The following is a 15,605-nucleotide window of genomic DNA, read 5'->3' as shown; positions in this document are numbered from 1 at the left end:
GCTGTTTTTTATTTATCTACTGAAGTCTGTCCAGTAATGTTAGACCCTTCTATAAAGAATCGCTGGAAAGAGAAGAATAGAACGATGACAGGCAGTAAGACCATCAAAGAGCCTGCCATCATATAGTTCCATTGTGTAGAACTCCGCTCTTTAAAGACCTGCAGACCAATCTGCAAGGTATAGAGATTTTCATCGTTAACATAAAGCAATGGCCCTAAAAAGTCATTCCACACTCCGTTAAACGTGAAGATAGCGACTGTCGCGAGAGCAGGTGTGACAAGCGGCAGTGCAATCTTACGAAAAATATAAAAATGACTCGCACCTTCCATTCTGGCTGCTTCTATATAGGATTTAGGGATGCCCATAAAAAACTGACGCAGCAGAAAAATATTAAATGCACTGCCAAAGAATGCCGGCAGAATAAGCGGATAATACGTATTGAGAAGATGCAATTTGGCGAACAGCACATATTGCGGAATCAATGTCACAAAGCCGGGAATCATCATTGTGCCCAGAACAACTAAAAACCAGAACTTCTTACCTCTAAAATCCAGCTTAGCGAAGCCATATGCAATAAAGGCATTCGCAAATACATTAGCCACTACAGCAATCAGTGTGATAGTTAAGGAGTTAACCGCGTAAGTGGAAAATGGCGCTGCATTCCATGTTTCAATATAGTTCTCAAAATGCCATTCTTTCGGGATAAAAGTGGGCACACCCATGATTTCTTCCATCGATTTAAGTGAAGTCGCTATCATCCACCATATGGGACTTAAGATGACAAGAGAACCTGCAACGAGCAGAATAAAGTTAACCCAGCGCCACATCGGATGGATCTGGTTTCTCATTATTCATCCCCTCCCTCGTAATGCACCCAGCGCGGCGCAATCTTTAAGTTGATGATGGTGATAATCAAGACGATGATAAAAAGAATCCAGCTCATTGCCATCGCATAACCCATATCAAATGCTTTAAAAGCTTTGAGCCACATGTAGAGATTATAAAAGAGCAGTGAGTTACCTGGTGAACCTGCACCATCACTACTCATGACGTATGCCTCCTGGAATATCTGAAAAGCGCCGATTGTACTCGTAATAATATCGAAGAAGATAATCGGTGTAATCATGGGTAATGTAATGTGAAAAAATTTCTGAAACCGGTTCGCGCCATCTATATCAGCTGCTTCATAAAGTGATTTTGAAACGCCCTGCAGGCTCGCTAAATAGAGCAGCATACTGCCGCCGACGCTCCACAGTTTCATAAAGATAAGTGACGGCTTCGTCCAGGCAGGATTTAGCAGCCAGTTAGGTCCATCTATTCCAAAGAAGCCAAGGACCGTATTCACTAGACCTGTTGAAGGATCAAGCAGCTGCATCCACAACAGATAAACACCTACCCCTGATAATACAGCAGGCAAGTAATAAATCGTTCTGAAGACACGCATACCCGGTACATCCTGATTTAACATTAAAGACAGTAAAATAGCGCCGATTGTCGTCAGCGGTACAGAGAACAGCACAAAATAGAGCGTGTTCATCATTGACGTATAGAACAGTTCATCTTCCTGAAAAAGTCGCTGATAATTATCAAGGCCGATGAAGTCCATCTGTGAGGTGATATTATAATTCGTGAAACTGGCATACAGAGAAAAAAGAATCGGTCCTAGTGTAAACACTAGGAAACCGAATATCCATGGTGAAATAAAGAAATAGCCAGCCAGATTATCTTTGTACTTCTTTTTCATGGCTACCTCCTATTTTTTGTTTTGCTCTACCAGCTTCTCTAAATCTTCCTGAGCCTTTTTAAGTCCGTCTTCAGGGGATTTCTTGCCTCGCATAATTGCATCTAGCTGTGGATTCACTAAATTAAAGTACTCCGGTGCTGTAACAGGAACTGGCGTCAGAATCGTCTGTTTCATATTATCAACAGCTGCCTGATAAGCCACTTTTTTATTGCCTGACAGATTTTCACCTGCTGCTTGAGCTGCTTTTTCGTTCGCTACTAAATCGAATGTTTCTTCAGCCCATAACTGCTGGTTCTTTTCATTTGTCAGGAACTTAATGAAGTCATAGGCTGCTTCTTTATGTTTAGAGCCCTTAGGTACTTCCGCTACAAATCCGCCGCCCCAGCTTGTAGGTTCTTCGCCTTCTTTAACGGCAGGAAGCGGTGCCACACCGTAATCGATATCTTTCGCAAAATCATCTAACTGTGTTGCAAAGCTTTGGTCCTTAATAATCATACCGACGTTTTCAGTAAAAAACGGATTGCCTTGCTGACTATCGAACTTAGCCTGGAATTTCTGCAGGGTATCTGTACCATATTGATCCTGATATTTTTTCAGCCAGTTCATTGTGTTGATATTTTCCTGTGTATCAATTGATACTTTACCATTCTCATCAATATAGTTCTTATGGTTAGCATTCGTCAGCCAGATGTCAGCACCTATTCCACCGAAGAAAGGATAAAAGCCGATATTTTCATAAGTATTTCCTTTTTTCTTATCCATCAGCTGACCATATTTTTTAATTTCATCCCATGTAGCAGGCGGCTGGTCAGGATTAAGACCCGCTTCTTTCATCATTTTTTTATTATAGAAGAGTACACGTGTATCAGTATTGAACGGAATCCCATAGACTTTGCCTTCATGTTGAGAAGCCTGCCAGAGTTCCTTAGAGAATTTACCTTCCAGCTGATCTTTCTCAGCTAAATCGGTTAAATCTTCCGCCTGATTTTTTAGGCCACGAAGTGCTGTTGAGTTAATATCATTAATCACAACATCTGCTGGGTTACCTGCAGCTACTGCCGCCAGGTTTTTCGTCCAGATATCTCCCCAAGGCAGATAAGTATATTTGACCGTTACTTTATCTTGGGATTTGTTGTAGTCGTCAATTATTTTATTGATGGTCGCTTTACGTGGATCTGAGCCCCAGAATGACCAGAACTTGATTTCTGTCTTGCCGTCAGCTTTTTCAGCATTATTTTTATCACTCGAATCGTTACCCTTTGGTACTAAACCGCCACATCCTGCTAAAATCATTAACAATACTAACATCAAAGCCGCAATTCTCTTCATCAACACAATCCTCCTCATATTTTATTACAGTGTCATTATACCATTTACATGATAGTCACTTGCAAATGTAAACCAAAAAAAAACAGCATAAGCTGTTTTTTTAATATCTGATAATATTCGCTGCATTATAAACATCAGGGAAATCATTTAACACGTTGTCTCTATCATCCAAAATTGTCATGTGGATTTTGTCCGATACATCAATCGCTTTGATTTCTTCTGCTGTTGTTTCTGGTTTCGCTTCGAACTGGAAAGTCACTGTGTAATCTGCGCGGTCGCTTCCAGCTGCTACTTCTTCCCCTTTAATGACACTAGTAGATTCCTGGAAAAGAGACTGATATTTCTCAGGTAATATGAGTTTGAAGTAATAATTTGGACGATTGTTGATAAGATAATCGATTAAAACTTGATTGATTCGATAATCCACATTGATTGTTAACGCTATCTCAGCTGCATCAAGACGTACATTTTTAACCATAAAGTGCGGCATATAAAATTCATGTCCAATAGTTTTATTGAAAGTAGTCACTTCTTCTGTTCCTTTTTGTTCTGATTTATTTTTTAATAGCGTATATCCGACTGATAAAGCACCAATAGCAAGTCCTGCAATCAGTGGTAAGTTTGATTTCTTTCTTGGTTCATAGTGATAAGGACAACCCATTCTAATTCCTCTTTTCGTTTTTCTTTTACTATACCCCTTTCATCTGCATCCATTCATACAATTATTTACAAAACCTTCATATGAGTTTAATATTCAGGTGCTATGATTGTTGCAATGGAGTTGATGACATGTTCAATCAAAACGAACGTATGATTTTAATGAAGAAATATGGCAAAGATGAAGCGTTAGACCTGTACAATAGATATAAACAAATCATCAGCAGTGCTCTACTTCGCGACTACAAGCAATCTTTAAAGCATTATCTTCCCGACGAATCTTTCCCTCTGGATGATGCGATCGCTTTTCTTGATTACTGTTATACCTTTAAAAAGAGCAATTATGATGTCATCGCAGACTGGCTCTATACATTACGTGCCATCCAGATGCAGCTGGAAAAATAAAAAAGTAGAAGCTGAAAAATCAGTCTTCTACTTTTTTTCGTTTATAATTTATCCATTTCTTTGATTAACAACCACTGTAGAGGCAGTCGTCCCCAAAGTGCAGCCGGAGAAAGCTGCTTATCTCCTAAACCTATCTTCTTTATCGCCATATAGACATTAGCCGGGAAGACGGCAACGAGAAACAGTTTGATGATAGCTTTAAATAACGGACCTGGTTTTCTTAGGATCATTCCTAGACCGAAGAAAATTTCCATCACACCTGTCAGATAAACAATCTCCTTTTTTAAAGGAAGCTTCGGCGGCACTATTTTGGTGAATGATGGCTCATGCACAAAATGCAGAACCCCTGCTGTCGTGTAGGCTAATCCATAGACTAAGCGTCTAATCATGTAACTCACCCAGATAGCTCTGACCGAACTTCGGTAACGCAACACCGAAGTTATCAGCAACCGTGGCACCAATTGATGCAAATGTTGTATGGCCTTCCAGTTCATGTCCTTTCTTGAACTTCGGACTGAACATCAGGAGCGGTACATATTCACGTGTATGGTCTGTTCCTGGCGCTGTTGGATCGTTACCATGATCAGCGGTGATAATCAGTAAATCATCCTGGTGAAGCTCAGGCAGCAGTTCCCCTAGGCGCGCATCGAATTCCTTGAGGGCATTGGCGTAGCCTTCTTTGTTACGACGATGACCGAATAGTGCATCGAAATCGACTAAATTGAGGAAACTTAAGCCTTCAAAGTCTTTTTCAACGACTTTCATCAGCTGATCCATTCCGTCCATGTTATCTTTTGTACGGATAGCTTCCGTCACACCTTCGCCGTCATAAATATCATTGATTTTACCGATGGCGATGACATCTTTACCGGCGTCTTTCAGTTCATTCATCACTGTGCGGTCAAATGGCTTAAGCGCATAGTCATGACGGTTAGAAGTCCGAGTGAAGTTGCCCGGCTCACCGACATAAGGACGTGCGATAATGCGGCCAATCAAGTATTTAGGATCTTTCGTGAGTTCGCGTACTTTCTCACAAATATCATACAATTCTTCAAGCGGAATAATTTCTTCATGTGCTGCAATCTGCAGGACCGGATCAGCTGAAGTATAGACGATTAAATCGCCCGTCTTCATCTGATGTTCACCGTACTCATCAATAATAGCTGTGCCAGATGCTGGCTTATTCGCTATAACTTTACGGCCTGACAGCTTTTCTATTTCCTGTACCAGTTCATCCGGAAAACCATCTGGATAGACTTTAAAAGGTTGATCGATATTAAGACCCATAATCTCCCAGTGTCCTGTCATGGTATCTTTACCGACAGATGCCTCGCTTAGTTTCGTATAGAAAGCAGCCGGCTCTTCAACAGGTTTGACGACAGGAAGTTCAGCAATATTACCGAGTCCAAGTCTTTCTAAGTTCGGCAGCTCACCTTTAAATCCCTCAAGTGTGTGTGACAGAGTATGACTGCCTGTGTCGCCGAATTGATCCGCGTCGGGTGCTTCTCCGATACCGACAGAATCCATAACGATTAAGTGGATACGTTTAAACATGTGATCCTCTCCTATTCTGTGATGATTGTATGAATCAGCTTCGGTGCTTCAGCCTGTTCAGCAATCTCTATATTCGCATAGATTTTCTCTTTGACGTCTTCAACATCCTCGCGGTTTGAGTAAATAGTCACGAGTGATTCGCCTTCTTCTGCTTTGTCGCCGACTTTTTTACGGAGCATCAGACCGACTGCAAGATCAATCGTATCTTCTTTAGTCGCACGGCCTGCTCCAAGAAGCATGGAAGCAATACCGATTTCATCGGCTACCATTCTGCTGACAACGCCAGATTGTTTCGCTGGCACCTCGATTTCATATGCAGCTTGTGGCAGTAATGACACGTCATCAACTACATCGCCGTTACCGCCCTGGTTTTCCAGGAAGGTACGGAACTTCTCAAGTGCCTTACCGTTATCGATGACTTCCTGCAGTTTACCACGCGCTTCATCTAGTGTCTCTGCACCGCCACCTAAAACGACCATCTGGCTGCCTAGTGTCAGCACAAGTTCATTTAAATCTTCAGGGCCTTCACCTTTCAATGTTTCGATGGCTTCCTTCACTTCAAGTGCATTACCAATCGCATAGCCGAGCGGCTGACTCATATCAGAAATAATCGCCATCGTACGACGACCGACGTTATTACCAATCTTAACCATTGCGTGTGCGAGCTGCTCTGCATCTTCATCTGTCTTCATAAAAGCACCCGCACCTTTCTTAACATCGAGGACAATGGCATCAGAGCCTGCAGCTATCTTCTTACTCATGATGCTTGACGCAATAAGTGGAATGCTGTTGACTGTCCCTGTTACATCTCGCAGTGCATACAGTTTTTTATCAGCTGGTGTCAGATTCCCTGTCTGACCGATGACCGCAATCTTGTCTTCATTGACCAGACGTACGAATTCCTCGTCAGAGATTTCAACATGGAAACCTTCGACCGCTTCCAGCTTATCAATTGTCCCGCCTGTGTGACCGAGTCCACGGCCGCTCATCTTCGCAACAGGAATATCCAGTGCTGCAACTAATGGTGCGAGTACAAGTGTTGTTGTATCACCGACCCCGCCTGTCGAGTGCTTATCGACTTTAATGCCATCAATATCACTTAAGTCGATCTGGTCGCCACTTTCGACCATCGCCATTGTTAAATCTGCGCGTTCCTGGTCATCCATGTCCTGGAAGTAAATCGCCATCGCAAGACTGGATGCCTGATAATCAGGCACATCACCTGCTGTATAACCTTTGATGAAGAAGTTGATCTCTTCTGTCGTTAACTTGCCGCCATCTCGTTTTTTCGCAATAACATCAACCATTCTCATGGCTAAATCCCCCTTTTAGTAGTCTTGATCTGATTGCTGTCCGTTCAGAATTTCTACTCCTGCACTCGCTCCGATACGTGTTGCCCCTGCTTCGATCATGCCGTTCACATCTTCTAAAGAACGTACGCCACCAGAAGCTTTAACACCCATATCAGGCCCTACAGTTTCTCGCATTAACTTCACATCTTCAATTGTCGCACCACCTGTTGAGAATCCTGTCGAAGTTTTGACAAATGTTGCGCCTGCTTTTTTCGCAAGTTCAGACGCACGACGTTTTTCATCTTCAGTTAATAGACTTGTTTCAATGATGACTTTAGTTGTCACTCCTGCTGCAGCGTCCACTACAGCTTTGATGTCTTCATAGACTAAATCGTCGTTGCCGTCTTTCAGCGCGCCGATGTTGATGACCATATCGACTTCTCCTGCACCATTCTGGATAGCATCTTTCGTCTCAAATGCTTTAACTGCTGATGTTGTAGCGCCTAAAGGAAAACCGATAACGGTACAGACTAAGACATCCGTTCCTTTCAACTGTTCAGCACAATGTTTAACATGTGTGGGGTTGACGCACACACTCATAAAGTTATATTCCTTTGCTTCTGCGACAATCTTATTGATTTGTTCTGTCGTTGCATCCGCCTTCAGTAAAGTGTGATCGATGTATTTCGCTAATTCCATGTTAAATTCCTCCTATATATTGGTTAGTTTTATTATAGCATTACGTCAGATTTAAACAAAAAAAAGCACACGGCTGAGCCGTGTGCAATCTAATATTAGCCTAAATAAGATTTAAACATCCAGTTATGTTTTTCAAGATCCGTAATCATGCCAAGGAACATATCCGCCGTCATTTCGTCTCCAGCTGCTTCTGCTGTTTCCTGACCTTCTTTAAGTTGTGCAATAACCTTATCGAAGTCTTTAGATAAATCAGCAACCATATCTTCAGCTGATAAATCTTTTTTCGCTTCTTTGACAACAGATAAGTCCAGTGATTCTTTTAAAGTAGCAACAGGATTGCCGCCAATCGCTAATATACGTTCTGCCAGCTCATCGATATAAGTACCCGCCTGTGTATAAAGTTCTTCAAACTTTGTGTGGAGCGCAAAGAAAGTAGGCCCTTTTACATACCAGTGATAGTTATGAATTTTAGTATAAAGTACTGTCCAGTCAGCCACTTGCTGATTCAATGCCGCAACTACTTTATTATCTTGTGTCTGTGCTTTTTTAGCTTTAGCCATTTTAATCATCCTCCCTATTTATCGTTATAATGACTTTACCCGTTTTTATTGGGTATAATACATAAAAAAAGGAGTATTCTATGACAAGAAAATATCTTTTTCCCATCATCTGCGTCATACTGGCAGCCCTTCTTATTTTCACGATGAGCTTCTGGAAAATCCCTGCTAATGATGCTCTGCATTCTGATGCATTTGTCATCACACTTATTATCATTGCAGTTATAGCCGGGATTATCGGTTATGTTTATAGTGCTGCTGCCTATAAGGTGGATAACGATCCGGCACTTGAACACTATGAGCAGGACCGTCAATCATTCAAAAAGTTCTCACTGATGAACATTGCCATGATTATCTCTTTCTATGTGGCGCTTGCCTCTCTTCTGATGGTTGCACTCAATCAAGTGCCCTTATGGCTAAACATCGTCAGTGTTATTGTATTTCTTCTCATTATCTTCCTGCGCTATTACGGCTATGGTATGATCAATAAACTTTATCCGGAACGCGAACTGCCGAACAATTTCGACAGTGAATTTGATGATAAATTGATTGAAACATTAAATAAGGAAGAAATGATTGTTATTTTTACGGGTCTTTATAACGCATTCAAACTGACGAATATCCTGCTGCCTGCTTCTATGCTGTTGATTACGCTCTACGGCCTGGAAACCGGACAGCCACAACACTTCGCTTTAATCATTATTGTGCTGTGTGCAGTTGCTATCAACATCATCTATCAGCTGACAGTTCGTAAAATGATATAAAGAAGGGGCTCAATATGAGCCCCTTCTTTATTTGAGATTTTCTTTATATACATCAGAAATTTGCTGTTTTTTATTCTCATCAGCAAGGAAGTACCAGAGACCATCGTCCTTTATCTTTCCAGTGCCTTCTAGCTGATATTTTTCCACATTGTTCAGTGTCTTAGAATAGCCTGACTGCAATGAAGTTAAATCAGAGAATGTCATATCGGTAATAACGTTTTTCGATGTAGCTTTTAAGATGCCATCAAATTTAGTTACAGATTCCGCTGATAACAGTTTATGTGCTAATCCCTGGATGACAATCTGCTGACGTTCTTGACGCCCGAAATCATCCCCAGCACCCTCTTCTTTACGGCTTCTGATAAAGACGAGTGCTTTTTTACCGTCTAAATGCACTTTCTGACCTTTAACAAAGCTTTCTCCCTGTGCAGTAAAAGTTGCGTTGCTGACAACATCCACTCCACCAACTGTATCAATTAGTTCCTGCATACCGTCCATATTGATTGCTGCATAGTAGTCAATCGGTACGTTCATTAATTTTTCGACGGAATTCACTGCCATTTTCGCACCACCATAGGCATAAGCATGGGCGATTTTCTCTCTTGAGTTATGTCCCACTATCTCGCTATATGTATCACGGGGGATGGAAATCATAACCGTCTTTTTATTATTCGGATTAATACTGAGAAGAAGGATGGTATCTGTACGGCCATGGTCTCCTTCTGATAAACGTTTTGCGTTTGCATCTACACCAAACAAAGCGACAGAAATGGCATCTTTATTCTTGACATCGACCCCTTTGTCTCTTAAATCAGATTTCTCACGCCCTGCTATCGGAGAATGAATTGAATCTGCAGTCCCTTTTACTTTAAAATACGCGTAACCCAGTATACCTCCTATCACTAACAGAATAATCAAAGCTATCGTGACTAACCAGCTGAAACATCCTTTTTTCTTCATTTTTCCACCTCTTCTAATTTCCACAACTCTTCTCACTTATACTTTATCATAATACAATGAAAATAAAATGAAAATCTATAGAATGGGTATAGATATCAAAAAGGAGTGGATACGATGGAACATATGACTTCAGATGAAATCGCTCATTTAACACAGGTAGCGTCTGTCACAAAAAAAGAGGACTGTCCTCATGAGCAAGTAGTCGACCAACAAGGTATTTACATTTGCCTGGACTGTGGAATGGAATCGCGAGACTTAAAAGACTTCAAATAAAAAAGATACGGCGAACCGTATCTATCCTAAAGATTTTTCACTATAGTAAACTTTTTCTGCATCTGTCATCTTCACTATTTTAAATCCGATAAACCCGAAGAAAATCGAAATAAATGGAATGACATAATTCAACACTGTGTACGGTCCATACTCATAAGCATGGACACCTAATGTTGCGAGTATAAAGACCCCGCAGGTATTCCAAGGGATAAAGACACTTGTCAGCGTCCCACCATCTTCCAGCGCACGGGACAAGTTTTTAGGATGCAGCCCTCTGTCAATATAAGCTTTAATATACATTCGGCTGGGCACTACAATACTGATGTATTGTTCTGAACATGTCGCATTTGTCGCAAAACAGCTTGCAACTGTAGCTGCGACTAAACTGCCAGTATTCCGAGCGAACCTAAGAATAATATTGATGATCGCTGTCAGCATGCCACTGTATTCCAGAATCCCGCCGAATGTCATGGCCACAATCGTCATCGATATCGTGAAGAACATCGATTCAAGTCCACCTTTATTGAATAACTCAGTTAAGAATTTATCTTTTGAATCAATGACGTATCCAGACTGCAAAGTCGTAGCCGCCTGCAAGATCGAATTTCCTTGAACAAAAATCTGCGCACCAAATCCTAACAGTATCCCTACTACTAAAGCAGGCACAGCCGGAACTTTGACTGCGACTAAAATAATAACAATCACTGGAATCAGTAACAGCCACGGTGATAAGACAAACTGATTTTCCATCCCTGTATTGATTGAATTAATTTTATCCCTATCCAGATGAGCACCGCTGAACTGTCGTCCAATAAAGAAATAGGCAATCAGCGCGATAATCAGTCCTGGAATCGTTGTATAAAACATATGCTTGATATGATCAAATAAATCCGTACCCGTCAGACCTGCTGCAAGGTTTGTTGTATCAGATAACGGGCTCATTTTATCCCCAAAATAAGAACCCGAAATAACAGCACCAGCAATCATGCCTGCCGGAATATCCATACTGAGTCCGATTCCCATACCTGCAACACCAACTGTTGCCATCGTTGACCAAGATGATCCGATAGCTAGAGCGACGATACCGCAGATAATACAGATGGTCACCAGAAACATAGAAGGCGTAATAATCTTAAGACCATAATAAATCATTGTTGCAACAACGCCGCCGCCAATCCAGGCGCCAATAACCAAACCGACCAAAATAATGATGATAATTGCCGGAAGTGCCAGTTTAATCCCCTTATACATCATCTCTTCGACTTCTTCCCAGCTAAAGCCATGATAATAGGCGACAAGCGCCGCAATAGCTGTACCGATCATGAGCGGTATATGCGGTGCAAGTTCCAGGAAATAAACTGCGCCGAACATACTGACGATCATAAAAATAAGCGGAAGTAACGCCCAGCCAATAGTAATTTCTCTTTTTTGCTTGTTCTCCAAATAAAACACCCCTTAATGAAATCGCTTTCAATTATATTTTAATGGAGTGTACTGAGAATTACTATACTAAAAATGAAAATTTAATAATAAGTGCATATATTAAAGATTGTGATCTAAATTAATTTTTCTTACCTTATCACTGAACTGCTCAATCACATGATTTACTTGCTCTCGACTCGACTCTCTAATTGAAAGTCGTACTGTGCGTTCATCCATAGGCAGACGTTCCTTATTGATAAGTTTCAGATCATATAAGTTTCTAACTGACTTTTAAATCTGATTAGCTTTAATCATCTCATTCTGGATAATCGTTCTAAATTGTATTTCACCATGTTTGTAGACGATTAAGAGCAATTCAATATCATATAAATTCAGATGATACTTATCAAGAAACTCATCTAATATGGCTCTAGTACTATTAATTCCTTCAAAAAAAATTAAGTGCAATCTGTGCTGACTGTTTTGCTGTCAAAAGACTTCCCTACTTTCATCGAACCTTTAAAAGACACTTACAAGCATTACTCATATATTTTCACTAGTGTTGCATAAATTTAATGTATTCTTCTAACGTAGTGGCTTTACTCTCTCTCATTGCAATATAGGTTAAACCATTAGCTAAATTTTCTTTTTCACTATCTGAATATTTTTTACCTTCAAACACATCATTTACAATATCATAAGGGTCTTGAGAACTTTCTATTTTATTGTTTGGATCGTATATATCTCTGAGTACATGAAATACTGTTAAATTTGTTGATTTTCCATATAGTTTTTCGTAATTACCATATCTATAATTCGATTGGCTTATCTGAACTGAAACATCTAACGCCCAATTCATATTAAATTTCCATGGATATCGATTTGCCTGAAAAAGTCCCCAACCTTCTTTATAACGGAAATAAAATGAAAATCCATAGAATGGGTATAGATATCAAAAAGGAGTGAATACCATGGAACATATGACTCCAGACGAAATTGCTCATTTAACACAGGCAGTTGCTATGCATAAAAAAGAGGACTGCCCTCATAAACAAATAGTTGATCAGCAGGGCATTTATATTTGTCTGGACTGCGGCATGGAGTCAAGACAGCTAAAAGACTTCAAATAAAAAGATACGGCGAACCGTATCTAACCTAAGGATTTTGTTTGATAGTAAGCTTTTTCTTCATCAGTCATCTTCACTATTTTAAAACCAATAAAACCAAATAATATTGAAATAAATGGAATAATATAATTCAATATAGCGTATGGCCCATATTCATAAGCATGAACACCTAATGTTGCTAATATGAAGACACCACAAGTGTTCCAAGGAATAAACACACTTGTCAGCGTACCGCCATCTTCAAGAGCACGAGACAAGTTTTTAGGATGTAATCCTCTATCAATATAACCCTTAATGTACATGCGACTCGGTACGACAATACTAATATACTGTTCTGAACATGTTGCATTTGTTGCAAAGCAACTTACTACAGTTGCTGCCACTAAACTACCTGTGTTACGAGCGAACTTAAGAATAATATTGATAATGGCTGTCAACATGCCGCTGTATTCCAGAATACCGCCGAATGTCATGGCCACAATAGTCATTGATATTCGTAAAAGACATGGATTCGAGTCCCCCTTTGTTAAATAACTCAGTTAAGAACTTATCTTTTGAATCAATGACGTATCCAGACTGCAAAGTCGTCGCCGCGTACAGAATCGTATCACCCTGAACCAATATCTGTACCCCAAATCCTAACAGTATTCCTACTAATGCAGGCACAGTAGGCACTTTAATTGCCACTAAGACAATAACCACCACTGGAATGAGTAGCAGCCATGGTGATAATATAAACTAGCTTTCCATTCCTGTATTAATGGCATTAATTTTATCCATATCTAGATGAGCACCGCTGAACTGACGGCCAATAAAGAAATACGCAATCAGTGCGATACTCAGTCCCGGAATAGTTGCATAAAACATATGCTTGATATGATCAAACAAATCCATTCCCGTAAGGGCGGCAGCGAGGTTTGTCGTATCAGATAACGGACTCATCTTATCTCCGAAATAAGCGCCTGAAATGACAGCACCAGCAATCATACCAGCTGGAATATCCAGACTTAATCCAATCCCCATACCGGCAACATCCACTGTCGCCATTGTTGACCATGATGATCCGATAGCTAAAGCAACGATGCCGCAGCTGATACAGATGGTGACAAGAAACATGGAAGGCGTAATAATCTTAAGACCATAATATATCATCGTTGCAACAACACCACCAATCCAGGCAGCAATAATTAAACCAACCAGGATAATAATGATGATTGCAGGGAGCGCAAGTCTAATCCCTTTATACATCATCTCCTCTACTTCTTCCCAACTAAAACCATGATAGTAAGCGACAAGCGCCGCTATTGCCGTACCAATCATAAGTGGTATATGCGGCGCAAGTTCCAGGAAATATACAGCTCCGAACATACTTACTATCATGAATACTAAAAGAAGTAATGCCCATCCAATCCCAATCTCTCTTCTATGCTTATTCTCCAATTAAGACACCCCTTTATGAAATCGCTTTCAATTATAATAATAAAGAAATGTTTATGGAGATACTATATTTTTTGATTAAAATAACTATTTTTTATCTGTATACTTTTTTAATCATGCTACTAAAATGATGAATTATATGTTTGACTTCTTCTTTGCGCTCTTGATTGATACACAGTATAACAGTTCTCTCATCCTCTGGAACTCTTTTTTTTGTAATTAAGTTAAAATCATAAAGTTTTTTAACCGATTTATTAATCTGACTCATTTTTATAGTCTCATTTTTATAAATATTTTTTAATTGAATGCTATTTGCTTCATAAATAATTAGTAACAACTCTATATCATATATACTTAATTGATATTCATTAAGAAAAGTCTTGAAAACTTTTCTCGTTATATTAACCTTATTAAAGAAATTATGAGCTATTTCTATTTTTTGATTCTCAACCATTCTAAATCCTACTTTCATATAGCAATTTCTAGACACTTATAATCTTTACTCATATATTTTAAACTAAAAGGATTTGTAAAGCGAATATTATTTTAATATATTATCTGAAACTTTCGAAAACGTGACAGCATATTAAAAAGAGTCTGGGACATAAATAGCAGATTTAGCTATTTATGTCCCAGACTCGATTAATACTTCTTTTTAATTTAATTATAATTTCATCTGATTAATTGTTTTTATGACGTTCTTTTTTTCTGCGTGATGTAATAATTAATAATCCACCAAACATTGCTATAGCACTTGCAAGCAAACCTTTATTATAAGTTTCCCCAGTATCAGGTAATTGATGTAATCGCTCTACATTTTTAGTTGTTTTCGATTTAACAGGAGAACTGTTATGAACATTAGTCGGTGTTTCCAATCTACTATCTGCCTGTTCTTTCACTGCTACCGTGACTATTAATACATCTTCTGTACCGTCTGGATATGTCACCACTACTGTGCCTGTTGTCGTGCCCGGCTTGGATACATCCGGTGGTGTCTGCCATTCCACTGTTGTGCCTGGCGGGAATGTATCTTCGTTACCGATGCCCTCTGTTGCTGGCGGTACTACACCTACCGGTGTTGTGATCGGTGTCACGATTGGCGTGTTTTCAACGGCATCCGTCGGTCCTGCAGGTACTTCTACTGTCACTGGTACTGTTACCACATCTTTTGTACCGTCTGGATATGTCACCACTACTGTGCCTGTTGTCGTGCCCGGCTTGGATACATCCGGTGGTGTCTGCCATTCCACTGTTGTGCCTGGCGGGAATGTACCTTCATTACCGATGCCCTCTGTTGCTGGCGGTACTACACCTATTGGTGTTGTGATCGGTGTCACGATTGGCGTGTTTTCAACGGCATCCGTCGGCCCTGCAGGTACTTCTAC

At 40.1% G+C, this 15,605-nt stretch carries 18 protein-coding genes and 1 pseudogene; 4 read left to right on the top strand and 15 right to left on the bottom strand.

Annotated features, from left to right (window positions below; all coding sequences use genetic code 11):
- Nucleotides 1–8 precede the first annotated feature (8 nt).
- The 4 genes from ERX27_RS06945 to ERX27_RS06930 all read right to left on the bottom strand — a co-directional run bounded on the left by ERX27_RS06945 (nucleotide 9) and on the right by ERX27_RS06930 (nucleotide 3,734).
- On the bottom strand, nucleotides 9–848 hold the full coding sequence (locus tag ERX27_RS06945; RefSeq protein ID WP_133432113.1) for a carbohydrate ABC transporter permease: 840 nt from the start codon (nucleotides 846–848) through the stop codon (nucleotides 9–11).
- A complete protein-coding gene (locus tag ERX27_RS06940) occupies nucleotides 848–1,744 on the bottom strand; it encodes a carbohydrate ABC transporter permease (protein ID WP_133432112.1) in 897 nt (298 codons plus the stop codon). Before ERX27_RS06940 ends, ERX27_RS06945 begins: the two co-directional genes overlap by 1 nt.
- A 9-nt stretch (nucleotides 1,745–1,753) precedes the next feature.
- A complete protein-coding gene (locus ERX27_RS06935) occupies nucleotides 1,754–3,073 on the bottom strand; it encodes an ABC transporter substrate-binding protein (RefSeq protein ID WP_133432111.1) in 1,320 nt (439 codons plus the stop codon).
- A gap of 100 nt (nucleotides 3,074–3,173) precedes the next feature.
- On the bottom strand, nucleotides 3,174–3,734 hold the full coding sequence (locus ERX27_RS06930) for a hypothetical protein (RefSeq protein ID WP_133432110.1): 561 nt from the start codon (nucleotides 3,732–3,734) through the stop codon (nucleotides 3,174–3,176).
- A 128-nt stretch (nucleotides 3,735–3,862) separates the two neighbouring features.
- On the opposite strand from ERX27_RS06930, the gene ERX27_RS06925 reads away from it, so the two are divergent.
- The gene (locus ERX27_RS06925; protein WP_133432109.1) at nucleotides 3,863–4,135 is read left to right on the top strand and encodes a hypothetical protein; all 273 of its coding nucleotides are present in this window, start codon (nucleotides 3,863–3,865) and stop codon (nucleotides 4,133–4,135) included.
- A gap of 41 nt (nucleotides 4,136–4,176) precedes the next feature.
- Here ERX27_RS06925 and ERX27_RS06920 read toward each other — a convergent pair whose 3' ends face one another.
- The 5 genes from ERX27_RS06920 to ERX27_RS06900 all read right to left on the bottom strand — a co-directional run bounded on the left by ERX27_RS06920 (nucleotide 4,177) and on the right by ERX27_RS06900 (nucleotide 8,240).
- Nucleotides 4,177–4,524 carry a DoxX family protein gene (locus ERX27_RS06920; RefSeq protein ID WP_133432108.1) on the bottom strand — a complete coding sequence of 116 codons (348 nt, stop codon included), beginning with the start codon at nucleotides 4,522–4,524 and terminating at the stop codon, nucleotides 4,177–4,179.
- Nucleotides 4,517–5,689, bottom strand: coding sequence for a phosphopentomutase (deoB, locus tag ERX27_RS06915; protein ID WP_133432107.1), 1,173 nt, complete (start codon nucleotides 5,687–5,689; stop codon nucleotides 4,517–4,519). Before deoB ends, ERX27_RS06920 begins: the two co-directional genes overlap by 8 nt.
- 11 nt (nucleotides 5,690–5,700) lie before the next feature.
- On the bottom strand, nucleotides 5,701–7,002 hold the full coding sequence (locus ERX27_RS06910; protein ID WP_133432106.1) for a pyrimidine-nucleoside phosphorylase: 1,302 nt from the start codon (nucleotides 7,000–7,002) through the stop codon (nucleotides 5,701–5,703).
- A 15-nt stretch (nucleotides 7,003–7,017) separates the two neighbouring features.
- Entirely contained in the window at nucleotides 7,018–7,680 is a 663-nt protein-coding gene (gene deoC, locus ERX27_RS06905; protein ID WP_133432105.1) for a deoxyribose-phosphate aldolase, read from the bottom strand.
- Nucleotides 7,681–7,775: 95 nt separating this feature from the next.
- Complete coding sequence (locus ERX27_RS06900; protein ID WP_133432104.1) at nucleotides 7,776–8,240, bottom strand: Dps family protein; 465 nt, start codon at nucleotides 8,238–8,240, stop codon at nucleotides 7,776–7,778.
- Between the two features lie 80 nt (nucleotides 8,241–8,320).
- Here ERX27_RS06900 and ERX27_RS06895 point away from each other — a divergent pair, with 80 nt between their 5' ends.
- Nucleotides 8,321–9,001, top strand: coding sequence for a DUF3169 family protein (locus tag ERX27_RS06895; protein WP_133432103.1), 681 nt, complete (start codon nucleotides 8,321–8,323; stop codon nucleotides 8,999–9,001).
- A 27-nt stretch (nucleotides 9,002–9,028) separates the two neighbouring features.
- Here the strand turns inward: ERX27_RS06895 and ERX27_RS06890 are convergent, their stop codons facing one another.
- Nucleotides 9,029–9,961 carry an LCP family glycopolymer transferase gene (locus ERX27_RS06890; RefSeq protein WP_133432102.1) on the bottom strand — a complete coding sequence of 311 codons (933 nt, stop codon included), beginning with the start codon at nucleotides 9,959–9,961 and terminating at the stop codon, nucleotides 9,029–9,031.
- A 114-nt stretch (nucleotides 9,962–10,075) separates the two neighbouring features.
- Between ERX27_RS06890 and ERX27_RS11400 the strand changes: the two genes are divergently transcribed.
- On the top strand, nucleotides 10,076–10,234 hold the full coding sequence (locus ERX27_RS11400; protein WP_165983119.1) for a hypothetical protein: 159 nt from the start codon (nucleotides 10,076–10,078) through the stop codon (nucleotides 10,232–10,234).
- Between the two features lie 21 nt (nucleotides 10,235–10,255).
- Here ERX27_RS11400 and nhaC (ERX27_RS06885) read toward each other — a convergent pair whose 3' ends face one another.
- Nucleotides 10,256–11,677 carry a Na+/H+ antiporter NhaC gene (nhaC, locus tag ERX27_RS06885; RefSeq protein ID WP_133432101.1) on the bottom strand — a complete coding sequence of 474 codons (1,422 nt, stop codon included), beginning with the start codon at nucleotides 11,675–11,677 and terminating at the stop codon, nucleotides 10,256–10,258.
- A gap of 535 nt (nucleotides 11,678–12,212) precedes the next feature.
- On the bottom strand, nucleotides 12,213–12,515 hold the full coding sequence (locus ERX27_RS06880; protein WP_133432100.1) for a hypothetical protein: 303 nt from the start codon (nucleotides 12,513–12,515) through the stop codon (nucleotides 12,213–12,215).
- A gap of 112 nt (nucleotides 12,516–12,627) precedes the next feature.
- Between ERX27_RS06880 and ERX27_RS11395 the strand changes: the two genes are divergently transcribed.
- Nucleotides 12,628–12,786 (top strand): hypothetical protein, encoded by a 159-nt coding sequence (locus ERX27_RS11395; RefSeq protein WP_165983118.1) that lies wholly within the window; start codon nucleotides 12,628–12,630, stop codon nucleotides 12,784–12,786.
- Nucleotides 12,787–12,806: 20 nt separating this feature from the next.
- Here ERX27_RS11395 and nhaC (ERX27_RS06875) read toward each other — a convergent pair.
- The 3 genes and pseudogenes from nhaC (ERX27_RS06875) to ERX27_RS06865 form a co-directional block, all read right to left on the bottom strand.
- A pseudogene (gene nhaC / locus ERX27_RS06875) lies at nucleotides 12,807–14,163 on the bottom strand (Na+/H+ antiporter NhaC).
- Between the two features lie 151 nt (nucleotides 14,164–14,314).
- Nucleotides 14,315–14,674 (bottom strand): MarR family winged helix-turn-helix transcriptional regulator, encoded by a 360-nt coding sequence (locus tag ERX27_RS06870; protein ID WP_165983117.1) that lies wholly within the window; start codon nucleotides 14,672–14,674, stop codon nucleotides 14,315–14,317.
- Between the two features lie 226 nt (nucleotides 14,675–14,900).
- Nucleotides 14,901–15,605: Rib/alpha-like domain-containing protein (locus tag ERX27_RS06865; protein ID WP_133432098.1), on the bottom strand; the 705-nt coding region annotated here is incomplete at its 5' end.

The sequence above is a fragment of the Macrococcus brunensis genome (assembly GCF_004359615.1).
Taxonomy (GTDB): domain Bacteria; phylum Bacillota; class Bacilli; order Staphylococcales; family Staphylococcaceae; genus Macrococcus; species Macrococcus brunensis.
Note: the sequence above shows the minus strand (reverse complement) of the source record. Positions and strands in the feature narration are given on the sequence as shown.